The sequence below is a fragment of the Noviherbaspirillum sp. L7-7A genome (assembly GCF_019052805.1).
Classification (GTDB): Bacteria; Pseudomonadota; Gammaproteobacteria; order Burkholderiales; family Burkholderiaceae_D; genus Noviherbaspirillum_A.
In genome coordinates, this window is the sequence record NZ_JAHQRJ010000002.1 from 310,548 (window position 1) to 331,339 (window position 20,792).

Here is a 20,792-nt window from a genome sequence, read left to right on the forward strand (position 1 = left end):
TCCTTAAAGTAAGTCGAGATATGGCCAAACTTTGTACTGCTTAAGTACCTTGGCCTCGGTGCCTTCTTGCTGAAGCAGTGAACGTACTTTAATACCTTGTATTCGGTAGATAAACCGGGTGATAATCAATTCATCTATTACACAAGGTAATGAATATGGCAGCTGTGAACGCTCTTCAACTCGGCAGCATTGAACAATTTTGTAAAGCTGCGGAGACAGGCAATTTCACAAGTGCAGCTGAGGTACTTGGCCTAACACCAGCCGCAGTGAGTCGGTCGATCAGTCGGCTCGAACAGCGTCTTGGTGTTCGTCTTTTTTTGAGGACAACCCGTGCTGTCAAGCTCACAAATGAAGGCGAACTGTATTGGAAAGAATGCCAGTTAGCCCTTGAGCAAATCGCCGAAGCTGAGCGTGCTATCACCGGCGCGCAGACCGTCCCAAGTGGTCCGCTACGCATCAGCGTCAGTGCTGCTTACGGAACGTTTCGCTTGTTGCCGTTAATGCCTAAGTTCGCCGAGCTTTACCCGCAGATCGACATTGAAATCAGTATCTCAGACAAAATTATTGACTTTGTAGAAGAAGGCTTTGACCTTGCAATTCGATTAGGCATCCAACAAGATTCGCGTCTTGTCGCATTCAAGCTTGAGGACGCAATTTTGGGCGTATTTGGTACCCCAACATACTTGGCGAAAAAAAGGGAGCCACGCACCATCGACGACCTGGATAGACACGATTGTATTCAATATATATCGCCGAATACTGGGCGCCCACTACAGTGGCTGTTCACTGACGAACGAGGTAATGCAGTCGAGAAGCCAATAACGAGCCGGATGCGCGTGCTTAACGATGCGCTAGGGGCTGTTGCGTGGGTTAACGCGGGCGGTGGGCTTTATCAGACCTACCGCTTTGCAGTGGCCGATGCGTTAAGGCGTGGCGACCTTGTAGAGGTCCTTCAAAAATACGGGGGACGCTCTCGCCCGTTTTCGATCCTCTATCCTCAAAATCGTCACCTTTCGGCGAGAGTGCGTGCATTTGTTGAGTTTTTGCGCGCAGCAGTAAAATCATAAATCACAAGAAGCGCAATTACTTTATCGGAGAGCCAGGAATCCTCGCTAGCCGCTTGGTCAATAGTACTTATGAGGCACTGCGCTCCGGCACCTCTCGCCGCGCATCCTGGCGCGACATTAGGTGACATCAGATGCGTCATCCAGACCATCTCACAGCGTAAGGGATTCTGTGTCGTTCGCGAATTCTGTGGCCGTGGGATCGGGAAGGTTTATCACGATGAACTCCAAGTGCTGTACTTTGTCCATCCAGGCGCCGGGCTAATTCTTAAACCGGGCATTATCCTCACCGTCGCGCCGATGTTCAATGCAGGGAAGCCACTTACCAAGCACCTGGCAAATGGTTGGAACATCGTGACGATAGAACGCTCACTGTCTGCCCAGCAGGAGCAGATGGTGGCCCTAACCGAAAGCGGAATTGAAATGTTGACTGTGTGGCTGTACGGAAATGCACAGTATTCATGATTGCAGTAGAGGCAGTATATCGAGACGCTACGACCTGAAAGCGGGAGCGAGGCCGTCTTTCCAGTGTGCCGACGCAGCCACTGGCCGCTTCTGGCCGGCTGCCGCTAATGCCGGAGGGGTGGACCCGACCCTTTGCTGCCTGTAGGCCCTCCAGAAAGCGGACGCTCAACGTTTGAGATAACCGACATCCTTTCTCCCGGGGCATATCCGATTGATTGAAGGCTGAGGCTTCAGGTGTTCAGCGGAGCCGCCATGCTTGTGCCGTTTACTTGCTTGGTTGAACAGTAGTGAAGACAGTCAATTGAGCAGCAAAAGCACGCATAAAGGCAGGGCGTGCTTCGCCGCGCGCGACATAGGCGGAGAGATTTGGATATTCTTCCAAGATTCCGGAATCTTTCGACCTGAATAGCACCCCCACCATCAAAAGGTCGCCTGCGGTGAAGGTGCCATCGAGCCAGTCGGCATCGCCAAGTCGACGGGAAAGTTCATCAAGCCGTTTGCGGGCGCGATCCTCGACGACAGGCTGGCGTTGTTCATACCAAGGCTTATCACGCTCCTGTAGCATGGCAACTTCGCGATCTACAAGCGGCGGCTCCACCGTGTTGAGCGCGGCGAACATCCATGTGATCGCGCGCCACCTGGCATTCGCATCGTCTGGCAGGAGGCCACCATGGCGCTCCGCAATATGGAACACGATCGCCCCTGATTCGAACAGGGTGAGATCGCCTTTTTCGTAAGTCGGAATCTGACCAAACGGATGAAGAGCGAGATGCGCAGGTTCTTTCATTTCACTGAACGATACAAGACGGACGTCGTATGGCTGATTCATTTCCTCAAGTGCCCAGCGAACGCGCATGTCACGTGCCTGTCCCGTGCCGTGATCCGGAGATTGCTCAAAGGCGGTAATGATAGGGGTCATTGGAAGACTCTGGGTGATACGCACAGAAGCATTTTGCGGCCAAGTTTTTGTTTTGAAAAGAGTGATTCGACATAGCCCTAATTAGACAGACACTGCATATACGAACAGCGTGACCCGAGCCGTTGAAGGACCGGGTGTTGGTTTCATGGAGGAAATACTAGCCGTTCGCTCAGCGATTGTTCACTCCGCGCCGATGCGTTACGTCAATTGTCGATATAACAGCGAATGTCTGCTATCAAGCGGCGTAGGCCGCTACGCAATGGCTGGAAATGGCCGACTGCTGCCGCAACTCGTGAGTCGTAAGTTACTGATAGCAGGCACCCACAGATGCGCAAGCGTGCTAGGAACACATCACAACATATAACTCGAAAAAGTCCCTGTTCGAAACCGCATGACAAGAAATGAAGTTGTCGAAAAACTTGACAGTTTCACCTAAGAATTTAGTTTCAAAAAATCAAGTCATTGAATAAAAACAATATATTTCCGGTGGCACATTTTATGCCTACTACCGGTTAGCCCAGTCCAGTGGCTTATTAAAAACGACAATTTTCCCAGGGAGTATTTATGAAAACACTCAAAACCTTCACGGCAATCGCAGCATTGGCCTGCGCTGCAACTACAATCCCGGCCCATGCAACCTTGACCACCTATACTGACCTAGCAGCTTTCCAAGCTGCTGCTGGTCTAACTACTGTTGAGACATTTTCATCCGCCACGGTCGGTTTCAGCACGGCTAACTATGCTGGTTCGTTCAAAGGATTTAGCCTTTCAACTGTTGCTAACGGCGATAACTCAGGTATTTCGACCGGGTCATTGTCTTGGGGTGACGATACCGCTATCCCGTCGAACTTTGCAGGTCAAAACTTCTACGGTTGGGGCGACAGCGGTGATGGATATGTGGGACCGACCACCTTGTTCACGTTTGACAACGCCGTAACGGCGTTTGGTTTCGACTGGTTCGACACTGACTATACCGACAGCTATTCTGTAACTATAAACGGCCTCACCGAGACAGTATTTAATACATTATCGAGCGGGTTTTTTGGCGTCGTTGGCACGGATAACGAAAGTTTCACGTCAGCGTCTATTCAGACCGCCTATTTCGGAGGTTTTATTTCAACAGAAGGCTTGGATAATGTGCGCGTTTCAGCCGTTCCTGAACCCACTGGCGTGGCTCTTTTCGGGATCGCTCTGGTTGGTCTCATAACAGCTCGCCGTCGCTCACGCGGCTAGTAGCGTTTGCTCTTCATCCTCCAAAGAGCACGCATTGCCTGATCGCCACCTTATGTTTCCCGGTGGCGATATTTTTACATCGCGCTAAATGGCGTAGGCGAAAGCAAATTTGCCTAGAGACGTGCCCTTAAAAAAGAAGCTCGCCTAACTGTGGGAGCGCTAAAGTCTCAACTAATTGCCCTGTCAACCGGCTTTACTCTCTTCTTTTCATAAATATAGATAAAAAAGTCGACTGGGCTCAGTTGCTGACGGTTGGCAGGCTTTAAGCTTTCTGGATTGTGGAGTGGGGATGCCTTTAGGGAGATTGTGATCGCTGCGTACAGACCCGCCTAGCAAGGTTGTATAGGGTACAGTCCGTCATGACATCTGGGTCATAACTGGATGCAGCAGCGAAAAGCTAACCCACTTGCCACGCACCTTGGAAGCTAACCCGGCGGCAATCAATTGCCGGTGATGGCAAGCCTATGCACCCATTCAAGCTGATGCGTATGATGCCGTGCGACGGACGGCATGGATTATTCTTGCCAAGCAGTTGCTACTTTAACCGACAGGCTATAGCGAACAACGAATGTCGCAGTTCGACCCATTGGCGCCCTTCGATCGTATCTTTCCAATGTCTGCTCCACATTGGAAACCGGCCGTTCTTAATTCATATGTGTGCATGTCAAGCAATCCACTTGCTGTACCCTGACTACCAGCTTCTTCGCCCGCCGCTATGCCATCAAGACGGCTAGTTCCATACATCTAGCAAAAGTCCACCTTTCTTATTACTGTCGCCTGAGTAGCTCGTCATAGGTATGCGCTATATCATTCGTCGCGGAGCATAGCGACGAAGCGGTGCCGAATTAGAACTGGTCTTCTGCCAGCGCCATTACGCCAACGCTGCCGCCGACGATGGCAGCGCGGCAGGACGAGGCCTGCGACAGCAGATAATCGGCAAAGAAGCGCGCCGTGGCGATCTTGGCCTGGTAGAAGCGCGCATCGCCCTCGCCCGCATCCAGCTTCTTCTGCGCAATCAACGCCGCGCGCGCCATCTGCCAGCCGCACAGCACGATGCCAGCCATCTTCAGGTAGGGCACGCTGCCCGCGAACACTCCCTTGATGTCGGACTTCATGTTGCCCACAATGTACTCCACCACCTCTTCCAGCGCCCGTGAGCCGGCGGCCAGCTGGTTGCGGATCGCCGCCAGGTCGCCGCCGCCGGCCGATTCCAGTTCGGCCTCGGTGCGCCGCACCTGCGCCAGGATGGCGCGGGCGGTGGCGCCGCCGTCGCGCACGGTCTTGCGGCCGACCAGGTCGTTGGCCTGGATCGCGGTAGTGCCTTCATAAATGGTCAGGATGCGGGCGTCGCGGTAGAACTGCGCCGCGCCGGTTTCCTCGATGAAGCCCATGCCGCCATGCACCTGCACGCCGGTCGAGGCGACGTCGATCGACATCTCGGTCGACCAGCCCTTGACGATGGGCACCATGAATTCATAGAAGGCCTGGTTCTCGCTGCGTGTTGCGGCATCGGCATGATGATGGGCCGCGTCATAGGCGGCGGCCGTGACATAGGACAGCGCGCGGGCGCCTTCGGTCTGGGCGCGCATCGCCATCAGCATGCGCCGCACGTCAGGATGGTGAATGATCGCCACCGGGCCGGCCGAACCGGCCAGGTCACGCGACTGCACCCGGTCGCGGGCATAAGCCACCGCCTTCTGGTAAGCCGTCTCGGCCACCGCCACGCCCTGCATGCCGACCGCAAAACGGGCCGCGTTCATCATGATGAACATGTATTCCAGGCCGCGGTTCTCTTCGCCAACCAGGGTGCCGATCGCGCCGCCATGGTCGCCGAACTGCAGCACGGCCGTCGGGCTGGCCTTGATGCCCAGCTTGTGCTCGATCGACACGCAATGCACGTCGTTGCGCGCGCCCAGGCTGCCGTCGGCATTGACCAGGAACTTCGGCACCACGAACAGGGAAATGCCCTTCACCCCTTCCGGCGCGTCCGGCGTGCGCGCCAGCACCAGGTGGATGATGTTCTCGGCCATGTCATGCTCGCCGTAGGTGATGTAGATCTTGGTGCCGGAAATCTTGTAGGTGCCGTCGCCCTGCGGCACTGCGCGGGTGCGCACCAGGGCCAGGTCGGAGCCGGCCTGCGGCTCGGTCAGGTTCATGGTACCGGTCCACTTGCCCGAGATCAGGTTGGCCAGGTAGGTATTCTTCTGCTCGTCGCTGCCGGCGGTGAGCAGCGCCTCGATCGCGCCGTCGGTCAGCAAGGGGCACAGCGCGAACGACAGGTTGGCCGAGTTCAGCATCTCGATGCAGGGCGTGGCCACCAGCTTAGGCAGGCCCTGTCCGCCGAATTCGACCGGATGCTGCACGCCCTGCCAGCCGGCTTGGCCAAAGGCATGGAAAGCCTCCTTGAAGCCGGGCGTGGTGACGACGTCGCCATTCTTCCAGGCGCTGGGATCGCGGTCGCCGGCCACGTTCAGCGGCGCCACGACCTCGCCGCAGAACTTCGCATTCTCCTCCAGCACCGCTTCCACGGTTTCGGGCGTGGCATCCTCGCAGTCGGGCAGGGACTGGACGGCCGGCAGGTTGGCCAGTTCATTGACCACGAACAGCATGTCCTTCAGGGGGGCGACATAGCTCATGTTTTTGCCTTCAAAAATTCTAACAACATCGTGGAAGGGCTGGGGGCTCAAGGGAGTGCTTTGTTTAGCCTGCCACTTTCAGCAGTGCTTGCCTTTTTACACTGCGCTTAGTGACGCCCAAATTTTGTTCAATCCAGTTCAAAAACTAGCTACAGAATGTAGTTCGAACAGATCACTAATCGGCGTGAAAGCCTCAACTCAAGCGCCGCTGGGAGCTGACCCTGACGGTCACGGCCGATAAATTAATCATATCCATCAATGTGGTGCGAGCGAAATTCTCTGCGTAATCGTTACGGGCGGCGGCAGCTTCGATGGCTTCATTTACCGCACCGTCCACGACCGCCTGCAACTGTCGGATGTGGAGTTCACAGATCACAGGCAGATTCGTGTAGTGCTCTTGGTGAAAGAACCAGAAGCGGCGCGCGAGGCCTGCAAGCATCGCATAGAATTCAGCGGCATAACTGTTGCGGCAAGCTTCACAAAGCAACTTGGTCCAATCGAAATTGGTACGCAAGTATCCGCGCGGATTAGGGTCTGCTTTCAACGCCTCCAACTGCTTGATAACGTTGCGCATGTCTTCGCGCTCTTGTTCAGTTGCGGACCGTGCTGCTTCAGCCATAATCAATTTTTCGATTTCACGGCGCGCCTGAATAACTTTAATTTGCCCTGGGTAATCGATTTCGGAGATAAAGATTCCTTCCCGAGGTGCAATATTGACCAAGTGTTGGAACGCCAGTTTCTGGAGAGCGGCGCGCGTTGGCGATCGCCCGAGCCCGATACGCTCACTTAATGCGATCTCCGACCATTGACTTCCAGGTGGCAGTTCTCCTGTAACGATAAGCTCTTCCAGAACGACGAATGCCTTCTCGGTCTGGCTAACGGCCTCACGATTAAAAAGGCCGGTTACTGTTTTCATGTAGATTTTCCAATTTGTTTTTGCAATTCTCTTTTCAACACCTTGCCTATGCCGTTCTTAGGCAAGTCAAAGACGTAAATATACCGTTTTGGACGTTTAAAGCGCGCGATTGCATTCAAGCAGTGCGCATTTAAGTCGGCATCTTCGACAACGGTACCTGGCTGTCGTACGATGAATGCTACTACCGACTCTCCCCACTCCGGATCCGGCGCACCCACCACGGATACCTCGGCAACTCCCGGATGCGTCAGCAGGACTTCCTCCACCTCGCGTGGATAGATATTAGTGCCGCCGCTAATGATCACGTCCTTGGAACGGTCACGCAAATGCAGCAGGCCGCGCTCGTCGATTAAACCGACATCGCCGGTTCGCAATGCACCGTCGATGACCGTGCTAGCCGTTGCCTGAGGGTTATTCCAGTATCCAGCCATCACGACCGGGCCACGCACCATCACTTCGCCAAGCTCTCCAGCTGCAACCGGACAACCGTCGTTATCCACAATTGATACCTGCACTGAGGTCATCGGAAAGCCGACAGAGCCGAGCAGCTGACTGTCACCTGCATTCACCGCAGCACCAATTTGATCTGCGCTAATGCGGGAAATCGTCATCGGGCTTTCACCCTGGCCGTAAACCTGAGCAATTCTTGGACCGAAGCTCTGTACAGCCGTCTTGATGTCTTCCATGTAGAACGGCGCACCGCCCACTAGCAGGGCGCGCAGGCCAGAGGGGCGGACATTGTTCTCATTGGCATAACGCACCATGCGCTGGACCATCGTCGGCGCTGCAAACAGACTTGCACGTTGATGGGTATCCAGCAGCCTGAACAGTTCAGCCTCGTCGAAGCCGCCCGACTCAGGCAACACTTGTGTGCCACCTTTGATCCAATAGGGAATGCTATAGATGCCTGAGCCGTGTGATACTGGTGCCACATGGATAAGCGCATCGCCCTGGCTCACCGACTGCACGTCGGAAAAGAAGTTAAGTGCCACATTTACCAAGTTGGCATGCGTGATCATGACGCCTTTTGAGCGGCCTGTGGTGCCGCTTGTAAAGAACAACCACGCCACAGCATTCTCGTCATGTGTGCGGCCAACCGACAATTGTGGTGACCCTAGCGCATTGAGATAAGCGTCTTCCCCAGCGTCGATGACATCGAGCTGAGCCTTTATCGTTGGGTGTTCACGCAAGGCAGCGGCAAGCGATCCCTGCGAAAGGCACTTGCGGGTGCCTGCATCTTGAGCCATCGCCGCAATTTCGTTAGGGTGTAGTTTGCTGTTGACTGGCACTACGCACAACTCCGCCCGCCAGGCTGCCAGCAAGCTTTCGATGTATTCTGGACAGTTCTTCATTACAAGCAACAGCCGGTCGCCTGGTTGCAGCCCAAGATCTTGTCTGAACCAATGCGCGAGTGCACCAACGCGTTGGTCGAGTTCTCGGTAGGTGCGGCGGATCTGGTCACCGCAAGCAATTGCGGTGCAATCTGGGTACATCTGGACGCTGCGCTGAAATAATTGGCTGAGGTTCATGGCTGGCAATCTAATGATCAGGGTAGGGTTGATCGGCGTGGCGAAGTGCAACTAGGAGCGCCCGAGAATCGTGATGCAGGTGGTCGCTTCCTCGACACCAGAAAAGCCCCCGCCATTCTCGGCGATGGCGAAACGCGCATTTTCCACTTGGCGTGGTCCTGCCTCGCGGCGCAGTTGCGTAACCATTTCGAAGATCTGCGCCAGGCCGGTAGCACCGACCGGGTGGCCGCGCGACAGCAGTCCACCGGACACGTTGATTGGGATCTGCCCGCCCAGCGTGGTGGCGCCGGTCTCGGCCATCATTCCACCTTCTCCAAATACGCAGAAGCTGAGTGCTTCGGTTTGCTGAATCTCGGCGAATGCCGTGGCGTCGTGTACTTCGGCTAACGACATATCGTCTGGGCCCACGCCGGCGATCTCGTACGCTTCATTGGCAGCGAGGTAGCACAGATGGCGGTCGTACTGGTCGGCGCGGCGGTCAGTTGCGCTGCGCATCACACTAGCCAATATTTCAACCGCGCGGCCGCGCTGTAACCGTTGTAGCCCATCTTCGTTGCAGACAATGGCCGCCGCCGCGCCGTCGCTGATTGGAGCACACATCGGGAGCGTCAGCGGCCAGGATACGGCCCGCGCCGAGAGCACTTCGTCGATTGTCAGCGGGTACTGAAATTGCGCCAACGGATTGCGCGTGGAGTGGACATGGTTTTTGGCGGCTACGGCAGCTATCTGGCGCTCGGTCGTGCCATAGGTTTTCATGTGCAGGCGAGCCAAACTCGCGTAAATATCCATGAATACGCTACGTTTGCCAGGCTCGACATAGCCCGCTGGTAGGGGAATGTCGCTCGACAACGACATCAGGTAGCGTAGCTGCTGCTCAGCGGTATGCACGTCCCAACCGCCGTCGAATACGGCAAAACTGCGCTCCTTGTCGTTTGAGAACAGCTTGTCGACACCCACTGCAAGGCAGATATCCGCTGCACCGGAAGCAACATGCAGCCTAGCAGCGTTAAGCGCGGTGCTGGAGCTGGCGCATGCGTTCTCGACATTGGTGACAGGTATCCCCGTAATGCCCATTGCCCCCAGCGCAATCTGGCCAGAAACCATAAACTGCCCTTCCATTGCCCCCTGTCCAGCAGTCGCGAAATAGGCAGCCTGCAGGGCGCTGCTGTCGCAGCCAGCATCCCTCAGTGCCGCGGATACAGCCTCGCGGACGAGGTCTTTCACGCTGCGCTCTAGTTGTTTGGCAAACGGCGTCATGCCCACGCCAACGATATAAGTTTTTTCAATTTTCATTGGATACTCCTGTCGTAATGATCGATTCAACATGTTCGCGCTGGGCGTCGAGTTCCTTTGACGTCCCTGACCAGGCCACAGCGCCATGGTCGAGTACATACTGACGGTTCGCCAGGCGCATCGGCACCTTTAGGTTCTGTTCCACCAGTACAAGTCCTGTTCCCAAGCGATGCACTTGCAAGAAAATCTCGATCAGCTCGTCGACGATCTTGGGCGCCAAGCCCTCCGTCGGTTCATCCAGGAGTAATATTGTTGGATTACCCAATAGCGCCCTAGCGATCGATAACATCTGTTGCTCGCCGCCGGACAACTGATCGCCACCGAAGCCAATGCGCTCTCCCAGCCGCGGGAAGATTTCCAAGACGCGCTGAATAGTCCAGTAACCCGGCTTGTAGGCGAGAGTGCCCATGCGCAAGTTTTCATGCACGGTCAGGTTGGGAAAGATTCTGCGGGTGTCGGGAACGAAACCCACGCCGAGGCGGCTGATTTGCTCGACCGACAGCCTTGTGATATCCCGCTGCTGGAAGAGACGCTTTCCTTTAGATAAGGGCAGCAGGCCCATCATCGCCTTCAGCGTGGTTGACTTGCCAGCGCCGTTCCTGCCGACGATGGCAATAATTTCATTTTCTGATGCCTCGATGCTGACGTCACTGAGTACGCGTGCCAGCCCGTAGTGCACAGAAGCTCCGTCGAGAACCATCATGCTGGGGCCTCCTCGCCAAGATAAACGGAACGCACGGTCTGGTCGGCCCGGATTACTTGCGGCACACCGCAGGCAATCTTGCGGCCGTTGCTCATTACAACGATTTCGTCCGACAGGGACATGACCGCATCCATGTTGTGCTCGATCAGCAGCACAGTCCGCCCCTCGGCTGCGGAACGAATCAGCTGTGTGGCTCTATCAATTTCATGGTGGCCAATACCGGCAAGCGGCTCGTCGAGAAGCAGGATGGTAGGCTGAGGCAGTAGCGTGACGCCCAACTCCAGCGCCCGTTGCAGACCGTACGAGATCGTTCCCGCTATCTCGTCGCGGTACGCGACTAGACCGGTAAGTTCAAGCATCGCATCGATGTCGTGCTGCAGTTGCCTGTCGTAGCGCGTCGCAACCCAGAACGGCAGGAACCGGGAACGCTTGATTTGAGCAGCAATACGCAGATTCTCCGCAACCGTCATTTCGGGATAGGTCTTGGTGATCTGGAAGCTGCGTCCGATGCCGGCGCGTGCACGCTTGTATGCTGGCATGGCGGATATATCAGCACCATTGCAAAGGACGATCCCCTTGTTTTGGAAAAGCCGCCCCGCCAATACATTTAGCAACGTGGTCTTTCCGGCGCCATTAGGGCCGATTAGGCCATAGTTCCGGCCTGCTTCGAACTGGTGGCTGAACCCGTCGATCGCCTTGAGCGCGCCAAAGCTGACCGTAACGTCACGGCATTCGAGTGCAATTTGTGTCATGGCTTTCTCCGTTGCGCACGAGTAGCGAGGCGGCGAGCCTCGCCTAAGAAGCCTTTTGGAAAATAGATGGTAGCCAGAATGAATACCACGCCAAGTACCCCATACCAGTATTGTGTCTGTCCGCTCAGCCACTCCTTGAGGAGCTCAAACAGGATCACACCGCCCACAGGCCCCCACAGTGTCCCGGCGCCGCCCAGCAGTGTCATGATGATGACGTCGCCAGAGGTGGTCCAATGCAGCATCTGCGGATTGACGAACATAAGCAGCGAAGCTAGCAGCGCGCTGGCCAGGCCGCTGATGCCGCCTGACACGAGGAAGGTAATTTGCTTAATACCGTGAACATCGTAGCCGAGCTGCTCAGTGCGGATCTCGTTCTGCGCAACGCCTTGCATGACCCGGCCGAATGGCGAGGCCCTTAACATCGCCACACAGGCCACCACAATTGTGAACAGCACGACGACATACCAGTAAAACGCCTGGGTTGTGAAAAAATCGACACCAAACAATTGCGGCCGGGTGACACCAGCGATGCCATCGGCACCACCCGTCAATTCTCGCAACTTGCTATCGGCAAGGATGTAGAGCAGCTGCGACAGCGCAAGCGTTACGAGTGAGAAAAAGATGCCAGATACGCGCAGCGCGAAGAAGCTGAAGATCCACGCCAGTAGCGAGGCTGCAGCCATGGCGGCCATTGTACTGGCCTCGAAGGACCAGCCGTAGCGCTGGGTAAAGATGGCAACGATATAGCCTCCCATTCCCAGGAAACTGGCATGGCCGAACGACACCATGCCGATGGAACCGAACACGAGATCGAAGCCGAGCGCGAAGATTGACCAGATCATCACAAGCAGCGCAAGGTTCAGGAAAAAGTCATTCTGCGTCGCAAATGGTAGTGCGATGACAGTCGCACCGATCAGAACGGCAATGGCTAAGTCAAAACGGCGGGCGCTCATGCTGACCTCACAGGACGGGAAAACAACCCTTGGGGGCGGGTCATTAAGGTCGCGATCAGCAGCGAAAACGTCAGCACATCGACCCAGCTCGGCGCGAACGTATAACCAACCGCTCGCACCATGCCGATCAGGATCGCTGCGGCGACCACGCCGCGGATGTTGCCAAGACCACCCAGGATAACCACGATGAAGCAGTCGATGATTACAGTAGTGGCCATGCCAAGCTCAATCGGAAACAGCGGCGCGGCGATTGCGCCGGCGAGTCCAGCCAGTCCTGCGCCAAGCCCGAACACGGCGTTGCGAATGCTTGCCGCACGCAGCCCTAAGATCTGTACCATCTCGGCGTCGCTGCTGGCGGCGCGCACTTTCATACCGAAGGTGCTGCGCTCAAGAGCCAGGAACAGCGCGATGGAAACAACTGCGCCAAAGATGATGACAAAAAGCCGATAGACCGGGATGGTGCTGCCAAAAAGCACTATCGTTCCTGCGAGTGCATCGGGCATCGGCGTTTCCTTGTAACCCAATCCCCAAGTGAATTTGACGGCTTCGGTAATGACGAGGATGAAGCCAAATGTCAGAATCAATTGGTAGAAGTGCGGTCGCGCATAAAGTGGACGCAGCGCTAGTCGCTCCATGGCGAATCCAGTCGCCGCCGTGACTAGGGTGGCCACTACCAGTCCCAGTGTAAAAGAGCCTGTGCGGCGGCTGATGTCGAAGGCAACATAGGCGCCGAGCATGTACAAGGCACCGTGGGCAAAGTTGATGACGCCAAGCATGCCGAAAATAAGCGTTAGGCCTGAGGCAAGCAGGAAAAGGAGCATGCCAAGGCTAAGCCCGATAATGATCATAGACATAGAAAGCCTTACAAAAATGCAGGAGCGCAAATATGCGTAAGCCAGTGATGCCGCCACTGTCGACCTGCCGACAACAACTTTGCCGGCAGGGATCGTCAGCTTGTTTGTGGCAGCACCCTCAGTTGTGGCAAGGTTCGAAGATCTGATTGGGTGGGTACACCTTCACAATCTTCATCATGAGCGCTGGGTTCGGATCGCGGCCGGGCACCACTTCGCCCCACAGACCGTCCTGCAATGCTTGGTGATCGCATGCACGCATCTCCTTGCGGCCTTCGACAGAGTTCTCACGCACGCTACTGGCCATTGCATCTACCCATTTTTCCTTGTCCCAGGTGCCAGTTTTTTCGACGACATCCAGCCACCATGCCATGCCGTCGTAGGCTTCACCTGCGGCCATCGATGGGAACTCGTTGTATTTTTTTCGGTACGCATCGACAAATTTCTTATTGGCCGGATTGTCGATGGTGTAGTGGTAGCGAACGCCGGAATTGACGCCAATAGAGGCGGGACCCACAGCTGCAGCCATCGTTTCATCGGCAATCACGGGTCCGAAGATTTTCTTTGTCTTGGCGAGATTCACTTGACCAGCCTGCTTGACTAGCGTGACCGCGTCAGATCCGGTTTGGAACAGGACTACGCTGTCAGCGTCCGATTTAGCGACCTTGTCGACGATGGTGGAAAAGTCGCGATTCCCCAATGGAGGAAAGTCAGCGCCAACAATTTGAACACCGGCTTTTTCCGCCTCCTTGCGATACCACTCCCAGCTATCGCGCGTGGCCTGATAGTCGGCAATCACGCCATAGACCCGCTTTAGTTTTTGGTCCTTGGTGTAGTTCAGCGCCATTCGCTGTTCCATGCCAAGGGTATTTGACGTGCGAAAGGTGTAGCGAGAGGCTCCAGGCACAGTAATCTTATCGTCGGCCGAGATCGTGACCAAGTGCGGGACTTTGCGTTGCTTGGCGATGTTCATAATTGCCAATGTCGAAGAGGAACTGACTGCGCCAAAAATCATCTGCGCGCCATCGGCAATTAAACGCGTCGTTTTCTGAACAGCTGGCTGGGGTTTCGTCTCGTCATCTTCCCAGCTCACCTTGATCGGTTTTCCCAGGACCTTGCTACCGCGTTGTTCGATGGCAATTTCGACGCCCTTGCGCATGTCATCTCCAAACATGCCGTACGTTCCTGACAGCGACACTACACCGCCGATATAGAAGGTGTCTGGATCCGCCGCGTGCGCATTCGCGATACTAAAAAGTGCGGCTATAACGGCGCTTGTGGCGTGCTTAGCGGCAAGTATTCCTTTTGTCATGAAAGTCTCCTAATGTGCGTTCTTGGTTTATGTAACATGTCACATACGATTTATAACACATCAGAAGCATTAGTCTAATATCTTTGTGTTAAATTTTGGACTCCGCTACCGCCGGCGTGAATGCCATTTGGACAATGCTGTACCGTGACACGCCGTTCGTAATGCATGGTCTTATAATGTTTAAGTGACAACACATTCACGGTGGCAGCATCTGAATGTTTGTGAGTCATGGGTTTAACTTTGATTTACACATCAAAGCGCCCAGGCTTGCGGTAGAGAGACACGCTCGTCGATGGCGGAATAAAAATCGTGAAAGCATTCTGTTTAAAAACCAGTGTGGAGCATCTATGAAAGAACCTATGCATGTCGGCTTTTTGGGGCTCGGCCAGATGGGTGGCGCGATGGCCGAACGACTTCTTGGCAAGGATTTTCGCTTGCATATCCACGACCCCGTGCGTCCTGCGATGGAGCGATTTGTCGCCACGGGGGCTGTTGCCCATGACTCTCCCAAGTCCGTGGCAGATGCAGCGGCTATCGTGTTTGCCTGTTTGCCCAACCCGGAGACATCGCTTTCCGTGGCATCAGGGCCTCAGGGGGTGATACATGGTTCCACCATCAAGGTATATGTGGAGATGTCTACTATTGGGAAGGCGACGATCGAACAGATCGCTGCCAGTCTCAAATCGCAGGCAATTCATACCATTGATGCGCCGGTGACCGGTGGACCGCCAGTTGCCCGCGCAGGTAAGCTTACGATTATGGTGGCGGGCGAGGCAGCAGTGTTGAAGACCGTGTGGCCACTTTTAGCCACAATCGGTGAGAAGATTTACACGCTTGGTGAAGAGCCAGGCATGGCACAAGTGATGAAGGTCGTCAATAATTTGATCTTGGCTGCCAACATGATTGTTGCTTGTGAAGGACTGTCGATGGGCGCCAAGGCAGGCCTGGATGGGGATATGATGCTGCAGGTTCTCAAAGCTGGCTCGGGGCAAAGCTTTGGTGGTTGCGAAATATTGCGCAGGGGTGTGGACGGGACTTTTGACTTTGGTGCTGCTCTGTCGACTTGTGACAAAGATGTCACGTTGGGCTTGCGCGATGCAGGCGCTTTGAATGTCGAGATGCCTGTGATCGAACAGGCGCGGCAGGTCTGGCACTCAGCTTTCGAAGCAGGCTGGGGTGACCAAGATTTCACGACAATTTTAAAAGTCATTGAACAGAAAAATGGAACCTTGGTGCGCAGGAAGCCTTCATCGCAGACTTAAGCATCGGCAATGAAGCAGGCATGCTCGGGTAAGTAGTCGATGCTGAACAATTCTACTTTTCAATAAGCCGGAGTCATCGGCCGACAGGATTTAAGCTTGTTAATGATGAGCCGGATGTTATGTCCAGCGCCGCAAAGCACTGCATGCATGGCATCGCCCAATGCCCCTTTAAGCCAATTACGCCCCAGCTTACCGTCGTTCTTCATATGGCCGATGATGGGTTCAATAGCGCTGCGGCGCTTGATCATCGCCTTGAGGCCTCGCGTGACACCGTGTCGCTGGCCTGACTTCCAGATCTGCACCCCGTCGACCTCGATACCGCGATAGCCGCGGTCGACGAATGCCATCAGCGGTTTGACCTCGGAGAGGATTTCGGCCTGCTCCAGCGCCTCGTGGAGCGTATGGCCATCGTAGGGATTGCCTGGCATGGAACGCGCGCCGACCACCAGACCTTCTTTCAACGTAGTGACGATTGACACCTTTACGCCAAATTCATACGGTGTTCGGGCCTTGCCCTTGGCAATGCATTCCACTTCAGGCGCATGTAGCGCATACAACTTGTTCTTGTCTTTGCGCAGTTGCGTCAGGATGCGGCCAGTCCGCGACAGCAGGTCATCGAGTGCCTTGCGCTGCGGCAGGCACACCTGGTCCAGCTGACGTGCGATATCGCGGTGAACTCGTCCCACTCGTGAGTGTAGGGTACGCAAGGCTGCACGCATGCGCCGGAACTGTTTGGCATGGGCATAGCGGCTAATCTGCTGCACCAGGCGGGGCGCTTCACGGTTGTAATTCTGACGAAGACGCAGGCTGCACTGGCGTGCTGCCTTTACCAAGTGTTCACGACTGCGTTCCAGCAATGCCGAATCGGTTGGATAGGCAATTGCCTTCTCCATGACTGTCGTATCGACAATCACTCGCTGCATACTCGACGGCTTGATCACATTGGCGCGTTTGGCTGCTTCGATGCTTTGCGCCAGCAATTCCTCCATGCCGACTTCGCCTAAACGATTGCGCCAGCGCGACAGGCTTGACGGGTCGATGGGTGGCTCAGTCTGCAAATGTGTCTCGCCGGTGAACACCTGCCAATATGGGTTCTCCAGCCAGCCGGCGACGACCTGTTCATCGGAGAGATTGAATGCATGCTGCAGGTACAGGAGGCCGGCGACAAGCCGTGGCCGCAGGATTGGGCGCCCCGGCCCGGGCTGAAACGGCTCGGTCGCGACGCGGTCAATGGCGGCCCAGTCGATCATGTCGGCCAATTCCACGAGAGGATGGTGCAGGTCGATATGCTCCCGCAGCGGGTACCCCTGCGTGTTGCTGTGCTGGAAAATACGGCGTTTCCTGCGCATGGAAACCTCCGCCAAATTTGCAAGGAAAAGGCCAGTTATAGTGGCTGTTCCTGCAAATCTAACACTGACCTATCTCAGCCAAGACCGCATCCGTGCTGGGCGTTCGCTATATTTCAGCGCCGACTAAGTATCTGCGCCAACCACAACACCAACAACTCTTCCGCTTGGCCCTCGCGTGACTGAGCCGCGCTCGACAAACCAATAGGAGCATTTATGAAGATCCTGAACATCAGTGTCGGGAGTATCGGCGCAACACTTGCACACACAGCGGCTGTAAGCGGTCATGGGGTTATGCTCACAAATTCCAGTGAGACGGAAACAATCTAGATGCCGTAACTGATTTCCGGCCAAAACAACCCTCATCGGGAATGCGTTGCGTAGTCTGCTTCGAATCGCGAAGCAGACGTTCGTTCAGCCTTGTTGAACGACGGCTTTTGGCCGGAAGCGGTTAGTAGTCCAGCTACCGTAGGAGAAACCAAGCCAGTGAAGGCACAAATTATTGATCACGCCGCTTTTTTTACACTGGCTCGGGCCATAGTAACCCGTGAGCCACAAATGCTCGCTATCGAGACGATGCATCCACAAGGATTGAAAAAAGCGTTTTAAAGTCTACCGGCTTCACTAGGTGGTAATCGAAGCCCGCGGCAAGGGTAGCTTTTTTGTCCTCTTCCTGACCATAGCCGGTTAAGGCGATCAGGAGTGTTTCGGCAGCTTCCGGCATGGCGCGCAGATGCTGCGCCAATTCATTACCGTTCATGTCAGGGAGTCCGATGTCCAACACGCAAACATCGGGCCGTTCGATGCTTGCACGCTCCAAGGCACTTCTTGCGCCGTTCTCAACCAACACCTGGTGACCAGATGCCTCTAGCAGCATGCTCAACAAGGTCGCCGCGTCCGCATTGTCATCCACCACTAGGATCTTCAGCGAGCTGCTTGAGATTTGGAGAGCGCCGTCGGACTGGGTCGTGTCGGGTTGCTCGACCGGCCGTCGCAGTCGCGGCAAACGTATAGTGAACAGGCTGCCTTTGTCGGCGCCGTCGCTGTTCGCCTTGACCGAGCCCCCATGCAGTTCCACCAGACTTTTCACTAAAGCCAGACCCAGTCCCAATCCGCCTGTGGAACGATCGGAACTGCGTTCAGCCTGTGTAAACAGATCAAAGACCCGACTTAGCAGCTCGGGCGACATGCCGACACCGTTATCCTTTACATTGAGCAGCACATCGTCATTTAGCACTTCAGCGTGCAAGGCAATATTCCCACCTTCCGGCGTATATTTCGCGGCGTTGTTCAGAATATTGGTCACGATTTGCACCAGTCGCTTGCCGTCGCCTAGAACCATCATCTCATCTGGCGGAAGATGCAAAGCCAATTGATGGCGTTTTAGCTGAATGATTGGACCCGTCTGTTCTACCGCTTCGGCAATGACATGGCGCATGTCCAGCGTAGTATTGTCTAACTCAACCAGTCCTCGCTTGACCCGTGACACGTCCAGCAAATCATCAATCAAGTTGTTCATGTGCCTGACCTGCCGACCGATGATTTCGCTGGTTTGCCTGACTTGGCTCCCATCCAGCCTGACCATCTGCAAAAGCTCGGAACCAGCGCTGATGGGCGCAAGCGGGTTGCGTAATTCATGCGCAAGCATGGCCAGGAATTCGTCCTTGCGGCGATCTGCTTCACGCAGTTCCTGCTCAATCAATTTGCTCTCCGTGATATCCCTGAAAACAAATGCCACATGGCGGTCTTCCGGCTTTCCGATGGGAAAGGCATTCACGTCGAACCATCTGCCCAAAGCAGAAGAATGATCCGCGAAACGCTCTGCCTGCCCAGTTAGCGCAATCCTGCCAAAGGCATCGATCCACAATGCCTCCACGTTCGGCACCATTTGACGGATGGTTTTGCCAATGACTTCGTTCAGGCCGGTCTGCTGTTCGAATACCGGGTTTGTTTCAAGATAACGGAAATCCGCTGGCTCGCCTTCGTTATTCAGGATGACTTCGACAATGCCGAATCCCTCGTCCATCTTGCTAAAGAGCGTACGGTATTTTTCTTCTGACAGGCGCAAGGCTTCCTCGATGCGCTTGGATGCATCAATGTTCGTGACGACGGCGACTTGGCCAGTAATCTGCTTTCTGTCATTCCTGATCGGCACGGCTGCGACTTGAGTCCACATTTTCGTGCCGTCGTCCTGAGTGTACAGTGCCTCGATTCCCGGCACCACTCGTTCCCCGCGCAGTGCCCGGGCTCCAGGAAATTCTTCGCGCGAAAGCAGACGGCCATCAGTGTCATGGGCGTTCCAGCGAGCATGGCGTTCGCCATCCTGGGAAGGGAGGATATTGGTTGGCAGATAATGCTGCATCTGCTGGTTGGAGAGTATGGTGCTGCCGTCTGGACTGAATACGCCAACCCCGACCGGGAGAATTTCGAAGACGGTTGACATCAACGCTTGGGCGTTATGCAGCGCCTCTTCTGCCTGCTTGCGATGAGTAATATCTAGTACGTTGCCGACAAAGCCCAGGAATTCACCTGAAATGGAAAATCGCGGGCGGCCGGCGTCAATTACCCAACGATAGCTTCCGTCCGCATGCAAGAGCCGGAATTCATCCTCGTATTCTTTCTTCCTTACATTGGCATCGATGAAGGCTGCCTTTGCGGTTTCGCGGTCTTCCGGATGGATGGCAAGTGTCCATCCATAACCGAACCCTTCATCCTTGCGTTGCCCGGTAAACTCGTGCCAACTCCGGGATAAAAATGAGCAAAAGCCGTCCGGTTCGGTTACCCAAAGCATGGCCGGCCCTGCGTCAGCTATCTCTAGGAAACGCTTCTCGCTCATCATCAAAGCCTGCTCGGTGCGCCAGCGCTGTATGACCGCAGCAGCTTGATTTGCACCGAAGCTCAACAGCAGCCGGTCATGCTCAGATGGAAAGTCAGCGCGATGGGACGCGGCAATGACCACGCCATTGTCCTCGGCAATGCCGAATCGGGTAGGATGCACGCACAATTGTCCATCGCCAAACAAGTCCGGCAGAGCCATATCCTGGTTGACATCTCGCTGCGCCAGGAACCGATCCAGCTCCGCTCTGGTGCTCGGCGAAACAAGGTCGGCAACGTCGCGTTGATTGCTGGAAATGGCTTCAATTGACTCGCGCCGCTCGTGACTGGCAAGGCGGATATAAACTGAGTCCAGATTAAGTATGTCCAGGAACACCTGAGATAGGTTCTTGATCACTTCCTCAGGAGAAAGGCTACCCCAGAAGGCCTGCAAAGTCGAAATAGCAACGAGGTCACGGGTGGTTTGCTGCAGACGTTCCGTTTCCGAGCTAGGATTTTTTGCTGTCTGCATGTCGTTTGGTCACGACCGCAGGCTATGCCGCGGAAGCTTGATGGTTACGTTATTTCGCAATTTTACGCGCTTTGACTTCCCTGATAATTTTCCTGGCAAAATATAGACTCACGCTACGTAGTCAGTCTATCGACTCTTAGCGAGCACTTCATCGAACATTCCAATCCACATTCAACAGGCAGCAGAAGCAATTTCGGCTGCTTAACGTCGAA

Annotated in this window: 16 protein-coding genes; 4 read left to right on the forward strand and 12 right to left on the reverse strand. The window is 55.1% G+C overall.

Annotated features, from left to right (window positions below):
• Positions 1-155: 155 nt before the first annotated feature.
• Positions 156-1,067, forward strand: a complete 912-nt coding sequence (locus tag KTQ42_RS19695; RefSeq protein WP_217347308.1) for a LysR family transcriptional regulator — start codon at positions 156-158, stop codon at positions 1,065-1,067.
• 15 nt (positions 1,068-1,082) lie between these two features.
• Positions 1,083-1,529 (forward strand): M24 family metallopeptidase, encoded by a 447-nt coding sequence (locus KTQ42_RS19700; protein WP_349292180.1) that lies wholly within the window; start codon positions 1,083-1,085, stop codon positions 1,527-1,529.
• Positions 1,530-1,794: 265 nt separating this feature from the next.
• On the opposite strand, the gene KTQ42_RS19705 is transcribed toward KTQ42_RS19700, so the two are convergent.
• A complete protein-coding gene (locus KTQ42_RS19705; protein WP_217347310.1) occupies positions 1,795-2,448 on the reverse strand; it encodes a glutathione S-transferase family protein in 654 nt (217 codons plus the stop codon).
• A 564-nt stretch (positions 2,449-3,012) separates the two neighbouring features.
• On the opposite strand from KTQ42_RS19705, the gene KTQ42_RS19710 reads away from it, so the two are divergent.
• The gene (locus KTQ42_RS19710) at positions 3,013-3,681 is read left to right on the forward strand and encodes a PEP-CTERM sorting domain-containing protein (protein WP_217347311.1); all 669 of its coding nucleotides are present in this window, start codon (positions 3,013-3,015) and stop codon (positions 3,679-3,681) included.
• Between the two features lie 845 nt (positions 3,682-4,526).
• Here the strand turns inward: KTQ42_RS19710 and KTQ42_RS19715 are convergent.
• The 9 genes from KTQ42_RS19715 to KTQ42_RS19755 form a co-directional block, all read right to left on the reverse strand.
• On the reverse strand, positions 4,527-6,317 hold the full coding sequence (locus KTQ42_RS19715) for an acyl-CoA dehydrogenase (protein ID WP_217347312.1): 1,791 nt from the start codon (positions 6,315-6,317) through the stop codon (positions 4,527-4,529).
• Positions 6,318-6,510: 193 nt separating this feature from the next.
• Positions 6,511-7,233 (reverse strand): GntR family transcriptional regulator, encoded by a 723-nt coding sequence (locus KTQ42_RS19720; protein WP_217347313.1) that lies wholly within the window; start codon positions 7,231-7,233, stop codon positions 6,511-6,513.
• Positions 7,230-8,762, reverse strand: a complete 1,533-nt coding sequence (locus tag KTQ42_RS19725; RefSeq protein WP_217347314.1) for an AMP-binding protein — start codon at positions 8,760-8,762, stop codon at positions 7,230-7,232. Before KTQ42_RS19725 ends, KTQ42_RS19720 begins: the two co-directional genes overlap by 4 nt.
• A gap of 51 nt (positions 8,763-8,813) precedes the next feature.
• The gene (locus KTQ42_RS19730) at positions 8,814-10,055 is read right to left on the reverse strand and encodes a thiolase family protein (protein ID WP_249223010.1); all 1,242 of its coding nucleotides are present in this window, start codon (positions 10,053-10,055) and stop codon (positions 8,814-8,816) included.
• Complete coding sequence (locus KTQ42_RS19735) at positions 10,045-10,758, reverse strand: ABC transporter ATP-binding protein (RefSeq protein ID WP_217347315.1); 714 nt, start codon at positions 10,756-10,758, stop codon at positions 10,045-10,047. Before KTQ42_RS19735 ends, KTQ42_RS19730 begins: the two co-directional genes overlap by 11 nt.
• Positions 10,755-11,510 carry an ABC transporter ATP-binding protein gene (locus KTQ42_RS19740; RefSeq protein ID WP_217347316.1) on the reverse strand — a complete coding sequence of 252 codons (756 nt, stop codon included), beginning with the start codon at positions 11,508-11,510 and terminating at the stop codon, positions 10,755-10,757. Before KTQ42_RS19740 ends, KTQ42_RS19735 begins: the two co-directional genes overlap by 4 nt.
• Positions 11,507-12,463 (reverse strand): branched-chain amino acid ABC transporter permease, encoded by a 957-nt coding sequence (locus KTQ42_RS19745; protein ID WP_217347317.1) that lies wholly within the window; start codon positions 12,461-12,463, stop codon positions 11,507-11,509. The genes KTQ42_RS19740 and KTQ42_RS19745 overlap by 4 nt, the downstream gene beginning before the upstream one ends.
• The gene (locus tag KTQ42_RS19750; protein ID WP_217347318.1) at positions 12,460-13,317 is read right to left on the reverse strand and encodes a branched-chain amino acid ABC transporter permease; all 858 of its coding nucleotides are present in this window, start codon (positions 13,315-13,317) and stop codon (positions 12,460-12,462) included. Before KTQ42_RS19750 ends, KTQ42_RS19745 begins: the two co-directional genes overlap by 4 nt.
• A 118-nt stretch (positions 13,318-13,435) precedes the next feature.
• The gene (locus tag KTQ42_RS19755) at positions 13,436-14,626 is read right to left on the reverse strand and encodes an ABC transporter substrate-binding protein (protein ID WP_217347319.1); all 1,191 of its coding nucleotides are present in this window, start codon (positions 14,624-14,626) and stop codon (positions 13,436-13,438) included.
• Positions 14,627-14,841: 215 nt separating this feature from the next.
• Here KTQ42_RS19755 and KTQ42_RS19760 point away from each other — a divergent pair, with 215 nt between their 5' ends.
• Positions 14,842-15,888: an NAD(P)-dependent oxidoreductase gene (locus KTQ42_RS19760; RefSeq protein WP_349292174.1), complete on the forward strand. Its 1,047-nt coding sequence runs from the start codon at positions 14,842-14,844 to the stop codon at positions 15,886-15,888.
• 59 nt (positions 15,889-15,947) lie between these two features.
• Here KTQ42_RS19760 and KTQ42_RS19765 read toward each other — a convergent pair whose 3' ends face one another.
• Both KTQ42_RS19765 and KTQ42_RS19770 read right to left on the reverse strand, forming a co-directional pair.
• Entirely contained in the window at positions 15,948-17,237 is a 1,290-nt protein-coding gene (locus KTQ42_RS19765; RefSeq protein ID WP_217343681.1) for an IS5 family transposase, read from the reverse strand.
• A gap of 562 nt (positions 17,238-17,799) precedes the next feature.
• Positions 17,800-20,580 (reverse strand): PAS domain S-box protein, encoded by a 2,781-nt coding sequence (locus tag KTQ42_RS19770; protein ID WP_217347321.1) that lies wholly within the window; start codon positions 20,578-20,580, stop codon positions 17,800-17,802.
• Positions 20,581-20,792 lie beyond the last annotated feature (212 nt).

What these genes read in the sequence shown, in the direction of transcription:
- KTQ42_RS19730 (WP_249223010.1), bottom strand. Translation starts at nt 10,055, where the DNA reads ATGAAAATTGAAAAAACTTATATCGTTGGCGTGGGCATGACGCCGTTT.
- KTQ42_RS19755 (WP_217347319.1), bottom strand. Translation starts at nt 14,626, where the DNA reads ATGACAAAAGGAATACTTGCCGCTAAGCACGCCACAAGCGCCGTTATA.
- KTQ42_RS19735 (WP_217347315.1), bottom strand. Translation starts at nt 10,758, where the DNA reads ATGATGGTTCTCGACGGAGCTTCTGTGCACTACGGGCTGGCACGCGTA.
- KTQ42_RS19720 (WP_217347313.1), bottom strand. Translation starts at nt 7,233, where the DNA reads ATGAAAACAGTAACCGGCCTTTTTAATCGTGAGGCCGTTAGCCAGACC.
- KTQ42_RS19725 (WP_217347314.1), bottom strand. Translation starts at nt 8,762, where the DNA reads ATGAACCTCAGCCAATTATTTCAGCGCAGCGTCCAGATGTACCCAGAT.
- KTQ42_RS19705 (WP_217347310.1), bottom strand. Translation starts at nt 2,448, where the DNA reads ATGACCCCTATCATTACCGCCTTTGAGCAATCTCCGGATCACGGCACG.
- KTQ42_RS19715 (WP_217347312.1), bottom strand. Translation starts at nt 6,317, where the DNA reads ATGAGCTATGTCGCCCCCCTGAAGGACATGCTGTTCGTGGTCAATGAA.
- KTQ42_RS19740 (WP_217347316.1), bottom strand. Translation starts at nt 11,510, where the DNA reads ATGACACAAATTGCACTCGAATGCCGTGACGTTACGGTCAGCTTTGGC.
- KTQ42_RS19750 (WP_217347318.1), bottom strand. Translation starts at nt 13,317, where the DNA reads ATGTCTATGATCATTATCGGGCTTAGCCTTGGCATGCTCCTTTTCCTG.
- KTQ42_RS19710 (WP_217347311.1), top strand. Translation starts at nt 3,013, where the DNA reads ATGAAAACACTCAAAACCTTCACGGCAATCGCAGCATTGGCCTGCGCT.
- KTQ42_RS19695 (WP_217347308.1), top strand. Translation starts at nt 156, where the DNA reads ATGGCAGCTGTGAACGCTCTTCAACTCGGCAGCATTGAACAATTTTGT.
- KTQ42_RS19745 (WP_217347317.1), bottom strand. Translation starts at nt 12,463, where the DNA reads ATGAGCGCCCGCCGTTTTGACTTAGCCATTGCCGTTCTGATCGGTGCG.
- KTQ42_RS19770 (WP_217347321.1), bottom strand. Translation starts at nt 20,580, where the DNA reads ATGCAGACAGCAAAAAATCCTAGCTCGGAAACGGAACGTCTGCAGCAA.
- KTQ42_RS19760 (WP_349292174.1), top strand. Translation starts at nt 14,842, where the DNA reads ATGTTTGTGAGTCATGGGTTTAACTTTGATTTACACATCAAAGCGCCC.
- KTQ42_RS19765 (WP_217343681.1), bottom strand. Translation starts at nt 17,237, where the DNA reads ATGCGCAGGAAACGCCGTATTTTCCAGCACAGCAACACGCAGGGGTAC.